The organism is Nonomuraea sp. NPDC049684 (assembly GCF_044465345.1).
Lineage (GTDB): Bacteria > Actinomycetota > Actinomycetes > Streptosporangiales > Streptosporangiaceae > Nonomuraea.
In genome coordinates, this window is record NZ_JBITLO010000008.1 from 112,999 (window position 1) to 126,633 (window position 13,635).

General features: G+C 75.0%; 10 protein-coding genes. 7 read left to right on the forward strand and 3 right to left on the reverse strand.

Annotated elements, in window-relative coordinates; all coding sequences use genetic code 11:
* Positions 1 to 17: 17 nt before the first annotated feature.
* Positions 18 to 1,415, forward strand: a complete 1,398-nt coding sequence (locus tag ACIBST_RS25115; RefSeq protein ID WP_397175010.1) for a glutamate--cysteine ligase — start codon at positions 18 to 20, stop codon at positions 1,413 to 1,415.
* Between the two features lie 64 nt (positions 1,416 to 1,479).
* A complete protein-coding gene (locus ACIBST_RS25120; protein ID WP_397175012.1) occupies positions 1,480 to 2,508 on the forward strand; it encodes a hypothetical protein in 1,029 nt (342 codons plus the stop codon).
* A 75-nt stretch (positions 2,509 to 2,583) separates the two neighbouring features.
* Here the strand turns inward: ACIBST_RS25120 and ACIBST_RS25125 are convergent, their stop codons facing one another.
* The gene (locus ACIBST_RS25125; protein ID WP_397175013.1) at positions 2,584 to 3,303 is read right to left on the reverse strand and encodes a PaaX family transcriptional regulator C-terminal domain-containing protein; all 720 of its coding nucleotides are present in this window, start codon (positions 3,301 to 3,303) and stop codon (positions 2,584 to 2,586) included.
* 31 nt (positions 3,304 to 3,334) lie between these two features.
* Between ACIBST_RS25125 and ACIBST_RS25130 the strand changes: the two genes are divergently transcribed.
* Together ACIBST_RS25130 and ACIBST_RS25135 are read left to right on the forward strand one after the other, a co-directional pair.
* Positions 3,335 to 4,987: an acyl-CoA dehydrogenase family protein gene (locus ACIBST_RS25130; protein WP_397175015.1), complete on the forward strand. Its 1,653-nt coding sequence runs from the start codon at positions 3,335 to 3,337 to the stop codon at positions 4,985 to 4,987.
* A 58-nt stretch (positions 4,988 to 5,045) separates the two neighbouring features.
* A complete protein-coding gene (locus tag ACIBST_RS25135) occupies positions 5,046 to 5,789 on the forward strand; it encodes a crotonase/enoyl-CoA hydratase family protein (RefSeq protein ID WP_397175016.1) in 744 nt (247 codons plus the stop codon).
* Positions 5,790 to 5,813: 24 nt separating this feature from the next.
* Here the strand turns inward: ACIBST_RS25135 and ACIBST_RS25140 are convergent, their stop codons facing one another.
* Positions 5,814 to 6,788 (reverse strand): helix-turn-helix transcriptional regulator, encoded by a 975-nt coding sequence (locus tag ACIBST_RS25140; RefSeq protein ID WP_397175018.1) that lies wholly within the window; start codon positions 6,786 to 6,788, stop codon positions 5,814 to 5,816.
* Positions 6,789 to 6,892: 104 nt separating this feature from the next.
* On the opposite strand from ACIBST_RS25140, the gene ACIBST_RS25145 reads away from it, so the two are divergent.
* A complete protein-coding gene (locus ACIBST_RS25145) occupies positions 6,893 to 8,017 on the forward strand; it encodes an epoxide hydrolase family protein (RefSeq protein ID WP_397175019.1) in 1,125 nt (374 codons plus the stop codon).
* A complete protein-coding gene (locus tag ACIBST_RS25150) occupies positions 8,014 to 9,102 on the forward strand; it encodes a winged helix DNA-binding domain-containing protein (RefSeq protein ID WP_397175021.1) in 1,089 nt (362 codons plus the stop codon). Before ACIBST_RS25145 ends, ACIBST_RS25150 begins: the two co-directional genes overlap by 4 nt.
* 5 nt (positions 9,103 to 9,107) lie before the next feature.
* On the opposite strand, the gene ACIBST_RS25155 is transcribed toward ACIBST_RS25150, so the two are convergent.
* Positions 9,108 to 10,388, reverse strand: a complete 1,281-nt coding sequence (locus ACIBST_RS25155) for an FAD-binding oxidoreductase (RefSeq protein WP_397175023.1) — start codon at positions 10,386 to 10,388, stop codon at positions 9,108 to 9,110.
* A 55-nt stretch (positions 10,389 to 10,443) separates the two neighbouring features.
* On the opposite strand from ACIBST_RS25155, the gene ACIBST_RS25160 reads away from it, so the two are divergent.
* On the forward strand, positions 10,444 to 13,635 hold the full coding sequence (locus tag ACIBST_RS25160) for a BTAD domain-containing putative transcriptional regulator (protein ID WP_397175025.1): 3,192 nt from the start codon (positions 10,444 to 10,446) through the stop codon (positions 13,633 to 13,635).

Below are 13,635 nucleotides of genomic sequence, written 5' to 3' on the forward strand. Positions count from 1 at the left end.
CTGGACAGAAGGGGGCGATGGGACGAGATCTGGACAAAGAGCGGTTCTCCGAGGCGGAGTACGCGCGCTTCGGAGAACGCATCCGGCAGCAGCTCGGCACTCTTCGCGAGCTGCTCGAAACCCCTGGCTTCGGCCAGGGGCCGGCCACCATCGGGGCCGAGCTGGAGCTGTTCCTCATTGACGAGCAAGGACGGCCGCTGCCGCGCAACGACGAGGTGCGGGACAAGCTCGGCGACCCGCGCGTCGTGCTCGAACTGGGCCGCTTCAACATCGAGGTCAACCTCACCCCGATGCCGCTGGCCGGCGCGCCCTTCGAGCGCATGGGGGCCGAGATCCAGGAGACGGTGACCAAGGTGGACGCCGCCGTCGAGGACGGCGGCGCCCTGCCGATCGGCATCCTGCCGACGCTGGCCGCCGAGGACTTCACCATCGGCGCGATGAGCGACCAGAACCGCTACCGGGCCATGAGCAGGGGCATCAGGCGGCTGCGGCTGGAGCCGTTCCTCGTCAAGATCGAGGATCTGGAGCTGTCGGTGGAGGACGTGATCCTCGAAAGCGCCAACACCTCCTGGCAGGTGCACATCCGCACGCCGCCCGACCGCTTCGCCCGGCTGTTCAACGCCGCCCAGCTCGCCATCGGGCCGGTGCTGGCCGCGTGCGGCAACTCGCCGTTCTTCCTGGGCAGGCAGTTGTGGGCCGAGACGCGGATCGCGCTGATGGAGGAGGCGGCCGACGACCGCGACGTGGAGCGGCGCGGGCGCAGGGACGGGCGGGTCACGTTCGGCTCGGACTGGGTGCGGGAGGGCGCGCACGAGCTGTTCGAGCGGTACGTCCAGGACTACGAGCCGATCGTGCCCGACCTGTCCGACGACGCCGAGCCGCACGAGGTGCCCGAGCTGCGGCTGCACCAGGGCACGATCTGGCAGTGGAACCGGCCCGTCTACGACCCGGCCGACGGCGGCCACCTGCGGGTCGAGATGCGCGCGCTGCCCGCCGGGCCCTCGTGCGCGGACATGACCGCGAACACCGCGTTCCTGCTGGGGCTGACGTTGTCGCAGGCCGAGCGGGACCTGACCGGCTACCGGTTCGCCGAGGCGTACCAGAACTTCTACCGCGCCGCCCAGGACGGGCTGGAGGCCAAGCTGACCTGGCCGGGGCTGGACGGCGAGTTCGAGGCCGCCGACCTGGTGCTCAGGCTGCTGCCCGAGGCGCGGGCCGCGCTGCTGGCGGCCGGGGTGACCCCGCACGACGCCGACACCGCGCTGGACGTCATCGCCCAGCGCACCCGGCTGCGGCGCACCGGCGCGGTCTGGCAGCGCGAGGCGCTGGCGCGCTTCGGCGGCGACCGGGAACGGCTCGTGCGCCGCTACCGCGAGCTGGCCCTGTCGGGCCTGCCGGTGCACCTGTGGGACTGAACGCCAACAAATGCCGCCGCGCGTCCGTCAAACTACTCCGAGAGACGGACGGAGTGAGGCAGATATGGCGGCGACGGGGATGGTACCGGCCGACAAGGCGCCCTACGCGTTAACGCGGGCCACGGGGACGCTGGCCGCGGGGGCGGCGAAGCTGGCCGGGGAGATCGGCGCGACCGGGGTCGAGGCGCTGCTGGCCCACGCCAACAGGACCGCCGTCCACAAGGGCGCGACGGCGGCGCTGGGCTCCATGCGGCCCCGTCCGGCGGACTGGTACGCCTTCGACGCGAAGGACCAGCACACGGTCGACTGGTACCCGCAGGGCGTGACCTGCGGCGAGGAGTCCGGCGCCATCGGCGTGCCGGTGCTGCTGGTGAGCTGGTACTTCAAGCCGGCGGCGGGCGAGCGGGGGATCAGGGTGTCGTTCCTGAGCCCCCGGACGCTGAAGTACCAGCACGCGCTGCTGGTCGAGGCCAGGCCCGACGGCTCGTACGGGCCGATCGACGTGCACGCGGGCGGCCTGGCCTGCCACGGCGACCTGCTCTACGTCGCCGACACCTACAACGGCCTGCGCGTCTTCGACCTGGGCAACCTGCTCGACCTGCGCACCGCCCAGAGCGACCTGGGCGACCCCGCGCGCATCGGGCGCTCCGGCGGCAGGTTCCACGCCTTCGGCTACCGCTACCTGCTCCCGCAGACCGACTGCTGGAAGCTGGCCCGCGGCGGGCCGCACTTCTCGTTCCTGTCGGTCGACCGCAGTGGCGGCACGCCCGCGCTGGTGTCGGGCGAGTACCGGGAGAACGACCCCGGCGGGTGGGTCGCCCGCTGGAACCTGCCGCTGACCGACGGCACGCCCAAGGACGCCTTCGTCATGGGCCACCCCAAGATCCAGGGCGCGGTCTCGTGGGGCGGCAAGTGGTACCTGAGCCAGGCGGCCGACGCCGTCACCAACGGCAGGCTGCTCGTCCACAGCGGCGACAAGCTGCTGACCAGGCCCTACCCGATCGGGCCTGAGGACCTGACGGTGCGCGGCGGCAAGGTGTGGAGCGTCACCGAGTTCAGGAACAAGCGCATCGTCTTCGGCGTCGAGCTCTGATTCAGGAGAGCTCAGCTTCAGGAGGGCTCAGCTTCAGGAGGGCTCAGCTTCAGGAGGGCTCAGCTTCAGGAGGGCTCAGCCCTCCATGTGCGCGCGCAGGACCTCGCGGTAGCGGCGGTCGAAGGCGTCGTAGCGGGCCCGCAGGGCGGCTCCCGGCCAGTCGGCGGGCAGCAGCTCGGCGGGCAGCAGCGGGTCGGCCAGGAGGTGGCGCAGCACGGCGGCCGAGACCAGGAAGCCCTCGGCGAGCCCGTCGGCCCGGTCGAGCGCCCGCTCCAGGCGGCCCGCCTCGGCCGCCCAGCCGTCGAGGTCCCACAGCAGCGGGGTGGGGTCGCCGTGCGGGCGGCCGTCGATCAAAGTGCACTGCGCGGTGACGGTCTCGGGCCACTCACGCACCAGGTTGGCCGGACGCAGCCAGGTGCCCTCGCGCAGCTCGCCCATGCGCAGCGCGGACATCGTGTGCCGGAACGCGGCGCGGTCGGCCGGGGCGCGCCGCTCGGCGGTGACCACCGCCACCTCCCACGTGCCGTCCCACGGCCTGGTGTGCGGGTCGCGGCTCTCGTCCTGCCGGGCCTGGCGCTCGACGAGCCGCTCGGACAGCGTGTAGCGGCCGCCCTGCTGGGTCAGGTCGCCGGCCGCCACCATGCGCGACAGCGCCACCCGGACCGTGCCCTCGGCGATGCCGAACAGCGCGCCGATGCGCACGAGGTGCCGGGCGGGCAGGCGGGGCGGGTGGCTGCCGAGCAGCGCGCTCAGCACCGCCGACCGGGCGCTGAGTGAGGTGTTACGGTCTTCCATCGCGTGTTGATTATATGTAACACTCGCGAGTATGGGCCGGTATCTCATCGAACCTTTCGACCACAGCGACCGCTACGCCACCGAGCGCTACCAGGGGGCGGCCGGGCGCAACTGGTGGACCTGCGACCCCACACTGCGCCTGCTCATGCGGCGCCACCTCGGCGACGGCTTCGCCTGGGCCGAGCCGCACCTCGAACGGCTCGGCGCGCTGATGGGCGGCCTGGTCGCCGAATGCGCCGAGGAGACCGACCGCAACCCGCCCCGCCTGGAGAAGTACGACAAGTGGGGCAGGGACGTCAGCCGGGTCGTCATGCCGCCGTCCTTCCAGACCGCCCGCGCGGCGCTCATGGCGGACAACTTCACCTCGCCGTCCTTCGCGGAGGAGGCGCGGGCGAACGGGGCGGACCCGTCGGCGCTGGCGGCGGCCTGGACGTACCTGCTCGACCAGGCCGACATCGGGATGGGCTGCGCGCTCGGCACCGGCGGGGACATGGTGGTCTCGCTGGCCGAGAAGCACGCGCCGCCGGACGTGCGCGACCGGGTCCGGGAGATCTTCGCCGACGGCTACTACTCCGGCGAGGCCGCTCAGATGTTCACCGAACGCACCGGCGGCTCCGACCTGGCCGCCCTGGAGGCGTGGGCCGAGCCCGACGGGGAGGCGTGGCGGCTGACCGGGTTCAAGTGGTTCGCCTCCAACGCCAACGGCTCGGCGTTCGTGGTGCTCGCCCGCACGCCCGACGGGTCGGTGGCGCCGTTCCTGGCGCTGTGGGAGCGGCGCGACGGCTCGCGCAACGCGGTGCGCATCCGCCGGCTGAAGGACAAGCTGGGCACCCGCTCGGTCGCCTCGGCCGAGGTCGAGTTCACCGGGGCCGAGGCGTTCCTGCTGGCCGGCCAGGGCTCCGGCTCCGGGCTCGGGACGATGATGAAGCTCACCAACGCCTCCCGGCTGGGCGTGGCCATGATGGGCGTCGGCGTGGCCAGGCGGGCCCTGGTCGAGTCGATCTGCTACGCCCGCTCCCGCGAGGCGTTCGGCCGCCCGCTCATCGAGCAGCCCCTGATGCGCCGCAAGCTGGCCGAGGTGATCGTCGAGGTCGAGGCCGCCCAGGCGATGGTGTTCGACGGCCTGGTCGGCCCCCGGCTGCGGCTCGGGCCCGCGCTGATCAAGCTGCGCGCCGCCCGGCTCGGCCTGACGGCGGCCAGCGACGCGATCGAGGTGCACGGCGGCAACGGCTACATCGAGCAGTGGCCGGTGGCCAGGCTGCTGCGCGACGCCCAGGTCAACCCGATCTGGGAGGGCGGCGACAACATCCTGTGCCTGGACGTGCGCCGCGCCGTGCTCCGCGAGGAGGCCCACGTGCCGTTCCTGGCCCGGCTGCGCGCCCTGGCCACCTCCGACCTGGTGAACGCCCGCATCGACGACCTGTCCAAGGCCGTCGCCGCCTGGCACGGGCTCGACCCGGCGCTCGCCGAGGAACGCCTCTATCCGCTGGCCCAGTTCATGGCCGACGTCTACGCCGCCGCCCTGCTGGAGGACCAGGCCGGCTGGGGCCTCGACGACGGGCGCAAGGCCCTGGTCGCCCGCCTGTACGCCGAGGCGCACCTGGCCGAGCGCGGCCCGCTGCGCGGCATCGACGCCCCGGCCGCCGACCACTTCGACGCGTTGCTGGCCGGTGCCCTGGCCTGAGGGTACGCTCGGCAGGTTTCCCCGAGGCGAAGCCGCACGTCCCCCGGAGGAGGGTCGCATGACCGTACGCGTCGAGCGCGAGGGGCCCGTCACCACCGTCGTCATCAGCAGGCCGGAGGCGCGCAACGCGGTGGACAGGAAGACCGCCGACGCGCTCACGGACGCCTTCGCCGGCTTCGAGCGCTCCGACGCGGCCGTGGCGGTGTTGTGGGGCGAGGGCGGCACGTTCTGCGCCGGGGCCGACCTCAAGGCGCTGGACAACCACGTCGGCGAGGACGGCGACGGCCCCATGGGGCCCACCAGGATGCGGCTGTCCAAGCCGGTGATCGCGGCCGTCGCCGGGCACGCCGTGGCCGGCGGGCTGGAGCTCGCCCTCTGGTGCGACCTGCGGGTGGCCGAGGAGGACGCGGTGTTCGGCGTCTTCTGCCGCCGCTGGGGCGTGCCGCTGATCGACGGCGGCACGGTGCGGCTGCCCCGGCTCGTCGGCGCCTCCCGCGCCATGGACATGATCCTCACCGGCCGCGCGGTGAGCGCCCCGGAGGCCCGTGACATGGGCCTGGTCAACCGCCTGGTGCCCACCGGCACGGCCCGGCGGCACGCCGAGGAGCTGGCCGCGCGGATCGCCGCGTTCCCGCAGGCGTGCCTGCGCGGCGACCGCATGTCGCTGCTTGAGCAGCACGGCCTGCCCGAGGACGAGGCCATGCGCAACGAGCTGCGCCACGGCCTGGTCTCGCTGCCGGACGCGGCGGAGGGCGCCGCCAGGTTCGCCGCCGGCGCGGGCCGCCACGGCGACTCCGCCTGACCGGGCGTCGTCGGGAGGGGCCGGCTAACCGGGGGTCCGGTCGGCGGCGTCGATGGCGCGCTGGTAGCGGCTCGTCAGCGTGCGCAGGGCGGCCACCAGCTCCGGCGAGTCCTCGACGGTGAAGTCCGCGCCCAGCAGGCCCAGGTGGAGGGCGAGCATCTCCGGGTGGTCCGAGCCCGGCTCGAACACGCACCGGTCCTCGCCCAGCGGCTGCACGTCCACCGGGATCGGCAGCCGGTCGCGCACGTGCGAGGCGGGCGCGTGCACGATGACCCGCGCGCGGTAGCGCCAGGTCGCCTCGCCGGCTCCGCGGGCCACCCGCGCCGTGATCTCGTGGTCGGGCGGCAGCTCGCGGGGTTTGAAGCGCGGTCCCGACGGCGTCCGCGGTTCGATCCGGTCGACCCGGAAGGTGCGCCAGTCGTCCCGGTCGACGTCCCAGGCCACCAGGTACCAGCGCCGCCGGTCGTGCACCAGGCGGTACGGCTCCACCGAGCGCCTGGTGGCCGCCCCGGAATGCGCCCGATAGTCGAACCGCAGCCGCTCATGGTCGCGGCACGCGCTCGCGATCACGGTCAGCACGTCGGGATCCACCTGCGAGCCGCGCGACGGCATCGGCAGCGCGGACGCCTGGAAGGCGCTCACCCGGTGACGCAGCCGGGCGGGCAGCACCTGCTGCAGCTTGGCCAGCGCCCGCATCGAGGTCTCCTCGATCCCCGCGATCGACCCGCTCGCGGCGGTGCGCAGGCCGATCGCGACCGCCACCGCCTCGTCGTCGTCCAGCAGCAGCGGCGGCAGGACGCCGTCCGAGCCGAGCCGGTAGCCGCCGGCCACGCCCGGCCGCGCGTCGACCGGGTAGCCGAGGGCGCGCAACCGGCCGACGTCGTTGCGGACCGTGCGGGTGGTGACGCCGAGCCGGGCGGCCAGCTCGGCGCTCGTCCAGTCGCGCCTGGCCTGGAACAGGGACAGCAGGCGCAGCAGCCGCGCCGAGGTCTCCAGCATTCTTCGATCCTGCCGACAATCTAGGAACGAACCTTTCCGCGAATGTTCCTAGTGTTCCCGGCGTGAGCGCAAGAGCACTCACGCCGCTGACAAGGAGAAGCGCCGTGCGCGACGACATCCAGCCCTTCCGCGTCGAGATCCCCCAGGCCGACGTCGATCACCTGCGCGACCGGCTCGCCCACGCCCGCTGGCCCGGCGAGCTGCCCGGCGTGGAATGGACCCGCGGCGTGCCGCTCGGCCACCTGAAGGAGCTGGCCGGCTACTGGCGGACGCAGTACGACTGGCGCGCCCAGGAGGCCCGGCTCAACCGGTACCCGCAGTTCACCACCGAGATCGACGGCCAGCGCGTGCACTTCCTGCACGTCAGGTCCGACCGGCCGGACGCCACGCCGCTGCTGATCACCCACGGCTACCCGAGCTCCGTCGCCGAGTTCCTGCACCTGATCGAGCCCCTGGTAGACCCGGCGGAGGGCCCGGCGTTCCACGTCGTCGCGCCGTCGCTGCCCGGCTACGCCTTCTCCACCCCGCTGGGCGGGACCGGCTGGACGATGGGCCGCACCGCACGCGCCTGGGCCGAGCTGATGGGCCGCCTCGGCTACCGGCGGTACGGCGTGCACGGCGGCGACGTCGGCGCGGGCGTGTCCGGCCTGCTCGCCGGCCTCGACGGCGAGCACGTCGTCGGCGTGCACGTGGTGACCGACCCGTTCACCGCCGCGAGCGTCGCCACCTTCATGCCGGGGATCGCCGACCGGCTCGACGCCGACGACCCGGTCGACAAGCTGATCCTGAGCCGGATGGACGCCTTCCGGAAGGAGGGCTCCGGCTACCTGGCGATCCAGAACAGCCGCCCGCAGACCATCGGCTACGGCCTGGCCGACTCGCCGCTGCTGCAGCTCGCCTGGATCGCCGAGAAGGTCCACGAGTGGACCGACCTGCCGGTCGACCGCGACCAGCTGCTCACCACGGTCAGCCTGTACTGGTTCACCGGCTCCGGCGCCTCGGCCGCGCACACCCTGTACGAGCAGGCCCACTCCGCCGACTGGGGCGCGCCGCCCGCCGTGCCGCAGGGGTTCGCGGTCTTCGGCGCCGACGAGACGGTGCGCAGGCTGGTGCCCGCGCCGGCCGGCGCCCACTGGAGCGAGTTCGAGCGCGGCAGGCACTTCCCCGCGATGGAGGCCCCCGCCCTGCTGGCGGCCGACCTGCGGGCCTTCTTCGGGCCGCTGCGATGAGCGACGTGCTGAGCCGGCGTCGCCTCAACCGGGCCACGCTGGCCCGCCAGTACCTGCTGGAACGCGCGCCGGGCCGGGCGATCGACGCGATCGAGCACCTGGGCGGCAAGCAGTCCCAGGCGCCGCTGGCCCCGTACGTGGGGCTGTGGACCCGGCTGCGGGGCTTCGAGCCGGGCGAGCTGTCGGCGCTGACCGAGCGGCGCCAGGTGGTGCGGCTGCACCTGATGCGCAACACCGTGCACCTCGTCAGCGCGCGCGACTGCCTGGGCTGGCGCGCGCTGTTCCACCCGCTGCACGCCGCCGGCTTCCGCGCCCACTTCCGCGCGCACTTCCCTCACGGCCTCGGCGACGCGGACCGCGAGGCGCTGCTCGAACAGGCCGGGCGGCTGCTGGCGGAGCGGCCGCGCACCCGCGGCGAGCTCGGCAGGCTGCTCGCGCGGAGCCGGCCGGGCGCCGACCCGAGCGCGCTGGCCCACGCGGTCACGCATCACCTCGCGCTGTGCCAGGTGCCGCCGCGGGGCGTCTGGGGCGGCGCCGGCCCCGCCGCGTGGACGCCCGTGGAGAGCTGGCTCGGCGCGCCGCTGCGCCCGGTCACGGTGGACGCGCTCGTGCTGCGCTACCTCGGCGCGTTCGGCCCGGCGAGCGTCGCGGACGTCCAGCTGTGGTCCGGGCTGACCCGCCTGCGCGAGGTGGTGGAGCGGCTGCCCCTGCGGGTGTTCCGCGGGGAGGAGCGGCAGGTGCTGTACGACCTGCCCGACGCGCCCCGCCCGGCCGAGGACGTGCCCGCTCCGCCCAGATTCCTCCCCGAATACGACAATCTGCTGCTGTCACACAAGGACCGCACCCGGGTGATCCCCGGCAACCGCCCCGTCCCGCTCCCCCCGGGCAACGGCGCGACCACCGGCACCTTCCTGATCGACGGCATGTGGCAGGGCACCTGGCGGATCCGGGACCGGACACTGCGCGTCCGGCCGTTCACCCCCCTGCGCCGCACGGATCGCGACGCCCTGCTGACCGAGGCCGCCCGGTTGTGCGCCTTCCTCGATCCCCGGGCGACGTACGACCTGGTCCTCGACGAACCGTAGGCCCGTCAGCCGAGCACCGGGAAGTTGGACCTGATGACGCTCAGCGGGTCGCGGGCCCGCTTGAGGTCGCGCAGCCGGGCCAGCGTCTCGGGCGAGAACGCCGCCGCCGCCTGCTCCCCGCCGTGCAGCATGGTGAACGGACGCCGCCCCGTGCTGAACGGCACCAGCGACTTGCCGAGCCGCTCCATCCGCTCCGACACCTCCGGCGACGGCAGGCCCAGCGCGTGCACCAGGTACGGCTCCGCCAGCCGCTCCACCGCACCCCCGCCCTCGACCGGCCTGGCCACGGCCCCGCCCAGGTGCCGGACCTGCACCGCCAGCAGCGGCTCGATCGGCTCGCCGGCCAGCACGCCGGCGACCTCGTCGTCCAGCCTGGTCAGCAGCTCGGTGTGGCCCACGCCAGGGCTCGGGTCGACCGGCTCGTCGCAGATCGAGGCCAGCTCGGCCACCGGCAGCCGCCGCCTGGTGTCGGCGATCGCCCCGCCCACCGCCTCGAACGGCCGCAGCAGCGTCCCGGGGTCGGCCCCGAGGTAGGTGCAGTCGGCCATGACGAAGCCGGGGGCGCCGGGCGGCGTCAGGAGCTGGAACCACACCGACAGCTCCTCCGGCGCGCCGGCGGTGACCTCGCGGAAGGCCGCCATGACCTGCTCGGCGCGGTCGGCCGGCCAGATGATCCGGCCGCCGTACAGGACGGGCGCGGGGTGCAGGTCGAACTCCAGCGCCGTCACGATCGCGAAGTCGCCGCCGCCGCCGCGCAGGGCCCAGAACAGCTCGGGGTCGCGCTCGGCGGTCACCCTGACCCGGCCGCCGTCGGCGTCCACGGCCTCGACGGCGCGCACGCTGTCGGCGGCGAAGCCGTACTTGCGGCTGAACCAGCTCAGGCCGCCGCCCAGGGTGTAACCGGTCACGCTCACCACCGGCGAGCTGCCCGCCAGGCCGGTCAGCCCGAGCGGGCTCGCGGCCGCCAGCACCTCGCCCCACTTCACGCCCGCGCCGACGCGCGCCACGCCGTCGCGGATCTCCACCCCGCCCAGCCGGCCGGTACGCAGCAGGATCGTCCCCTCGGTGTCGCCCGACGCGCCGTGGCCGCTCGGCTGCGCGGTGACCGCCAGGCCGTGCAGGCGGGCGTAGCCGATCACCGCGGCCACGTCGTCGGCGTCGGCCGCCTCGACCACCGCGCGCACCGGCTGGTCCACCGCCACGTTCCAGGGCCGTCGCGCCTGGTCGAAGCCGTCGTCGCCGGGGAGCAGCACCGGGCCGGCCGTCATGTTCCTCAGTTCGTTCATGTGATCGATGATGTGTCATCCCACTTGCGTGGGAATTGGGGTTGACTTGAGGTCTGTGGACTTCCGACTTTTCGGGCCGCTTGAGGTCGACGACGCCGACGGCGTCCGTCTCGACCCCGGCACCCGCAAGCAGCGCGCGGTGCTGGCCATGCTGGCGCTGGAACCGGGCCGCGTCGTGCCGCTCGACCGGCTGATCGACGAGCTGTGGGCGGGCGAGGCTCCGGCCAGGGCCACCGCCACGCTCCAGGCGTACGTGTCGCACCTGCGGCGGGTGCTCGAACCCGGACGCAGGCCGCGCACGCCGCCCCGGGTGCTGCTCACCCGCGAGCCCGGCTACCTGCTGGACATCGCGCCCGGCCAGACGGACGTCGCCCGCTTCGCCTCCTGGACGGCCGACGGCGCCCGGCTGGTGCGGCAGGGACGGCACCGCGAGGCGGCGCGGGTGCTCGACCGGGCGCTCGCCCTGTGGCGCGGCGAGCCGCTGGCCGAGTTCCCCGGTCTCGCGCCCGAGGTGCCGGCCCGGCTGGAAGGGCTGCGGCTGGCGGCCGAGGAGGACCGGCTGGAGGCGCGGCTGGAGCTGGGCGAGGCCACCGTGCCCGACCTGGAGGCGCTGGCCGAGGCGCATCCGTACCGGGAGCGGGCGTGGCGGCTGCTGGTGCTCGGCCTCTACCGGGCGGGCCGGCAGGCCGACGCGCTGGCCGCCCTGCGCCGGGTGCGCGCCCTGCTGGCCGGACGGCTGGGCATCGAGCCGGGACCCGAGCTCAGACGTCTGGAACAGGCCGTCTTCGACCAGTCCCCGGCCCTGGACGCCCCCGGCGCGACGACCGCCCGCCCGGCGGCGGACCGGGGAACGGACAATGACGCGACGCCCCCGCCTGCGGCGGACCGGGCCGCGGGGGAGCGGCTGGTGGGCCGGGAGGCGGAGCTGCGGACCCTGGAGGAGCTGCTGGGCGCCGCGCGGGCCGGGCGGGGCGGGCTGGCGCTGGTCACCGGCGAGCCCGGCATCGGCAAGACCAGCCTGGCCAGGGCCGCCGCCGACCTGGCCGCCGCCCGCGGGTTCCGGGTGGAGTGGGGCAGGTGCCTGGACGACGCCACGGCCCCGGCGTTCTGGCCGTGGACGCGCGCCGGCATGATCCCGCCGTCGCCGCACGCCGAGCTGTTCGACCTCTACGACGCCGTGCTCGACTCGCTGCGCGGCGGCCCGCTGCTGCTGGTGCTGGAGGACCTGCACTGGGCCGACGCCTCCTCGCTGAAGCTGCTCGGCCACGTCGCCGGCGAGCTGGCGGGCACGTCCGCCCTGGTGCTGGCCACCCTCAGGCCCGAGCCGGACGGCCACCCGGCCCAGCTCCGCGAGACCCTGGCCGCCCTGTCCAGGGAGGGCCGCAGGCTGCCGCTCGCGCCCTTCGACGCCGACGGGGTGCGCGACTTCCTGCGCCTGCGCGAGGTGAGCGCCGACGCGGAAGAGCTGCTCGACCGCTCCGGCGGCAACCCGTTCTACCTCACCGAGCTGCTGCGGCTGCCCGAACGCGAACGCCATCTCGTGCCGCCCGGCGCCCGCGACGTGATCGACCGCAGGCTCGCCAGGCTGCCCGCAACGACGCTGGACCTGCTCAGGGCCGCCGCCGTCGCGGGCCGCGAGGTTGAGGCGGACCTGCTGGCCGCGCTCGCCGAGCAGCCGGTCGAGGACGTCATGACCGGCCTGGAGCCGGCCCTGGCCGCCGGGCTGCTGACCGAGGCCGGCGGCTACCGCTTCTCGCACGCCCTCGTCCGCCAGGCCCTGGACGCCGGCCTGACCACGCTCGCCCGCGCCCGGCTGCACCTGCGCGCCGGCCTGCACCTGGAGAGCGTGCCCGGCGCCGACCCGGCGCTGCTGGCCGGGCACTTCGCCGCGGCGGCCAGGCTGGGCGGCGCGCCCAAGGCCGTCACGCACGCCTGCCGGGCCGCCGCCCAGGCTGCCGCCCGGCACGGCTACCAGGAGGCCGTCGAGCTGTGGGAGCTGGCGCTCGCCCACCTCCCGCCCGGCGACTCGCCGCGGCGCTGCCGGCTGCTCACCGAGCTGGGCCGGGCCCGCCGCAGCCTGGGCGACGCCGCCGGCGCCCACCGCGACCTGGACGAGGCCGTCGCCCAGGCCCAGCGGCTCGGCGACCGGGACGCGCTGGTGGCCGCCGTCTCGGTGTTCGGCGGGTTGTCGGTGTGGAACTGGCGGCCGTACGGCGTCGTGGACGAGACGATGGTCGCGGTGCTGGAGGACCTGCTCGCCGGCGGCCCGGACCCGGCGTCCAGGGCGGCGCTGCTCGGCACGCTCGGCATCGAGCTGCACTACGGCCCGCGCCGCGCGGAGGGCGAGCGGCTGGCGCTGGAGGCCGTCGAGCTGGCCCGCGGCCTGGACGACCCGATGCTGCTGGCCAGGGCGCTGAACAACTACCTGATCGCCGGGTTCGTCCCGGGCCGCAACGACGTGCGGCGCCGGGCGGCCGAGGAGATGCTGGCCGTGCCGGGCCTGCCCAGGGAGGCCCGGCTGGTCGGGCGCGTCCTGCGCATGTCGTGCCTGCTGCGCGCCGGCGACCTGGCCGAGTGGGCCAGGGACCTGGACCGCTGCGAGCAGCTCCTGCACGAGGTGGCCCGGCCCGAGCTGGAGGCCATGGTCCGCGTCTCCCAGACCGCCGCGCACACCCTGCACGCCCGCTGGGACGAGGCCGAGGCCCTGCTCGGCCGCTTCCCCGGCCTGGCGTTCGGCGGCAGCCTGTGGGGGATCGAGGCGCGCCGCCTGGCCACCCTCTACACCTGCAGGCGCGGCCGGGGCCGGGGCGCGGAGCTGCTGGAGGAGCTGGTGGCGGCGGGGGAGCGGCCGCTGATGAGCCCGGTGCGCCCGCTGGCCGTGCTCGCGGCGCTGGAGGCCGGGCGGCCGGAGCTGGCCCGGGAGCTGATCGGCCGGTGGGGGGTGGAGCTGCGCGAGGACTGGGCCGCGGACTTCCTGCACCCCGTCTGGGGGCTGGTGGCCGCCCGCCTCGGCACGCCCGATCCCGCCGAGCTGTACGAGCGGCTGCTGCCCAGCGCCGGGCAGCTCATCGTCATGGGCATGGGCAGCGCCGCCTGGGGCTCGGTGCACGACGTGCTGGCCGAGCTGGCCCTGCGGCTCGGCCGCGGACGGCAGGCGCGCGAGCACAACCAGGCCGCCGTCGAGCTGCACCGGCGGCTCGGGCTGACCTACTGGGAGGCGCGCAGCCGGGGGTGGCGTCCCGGCTGA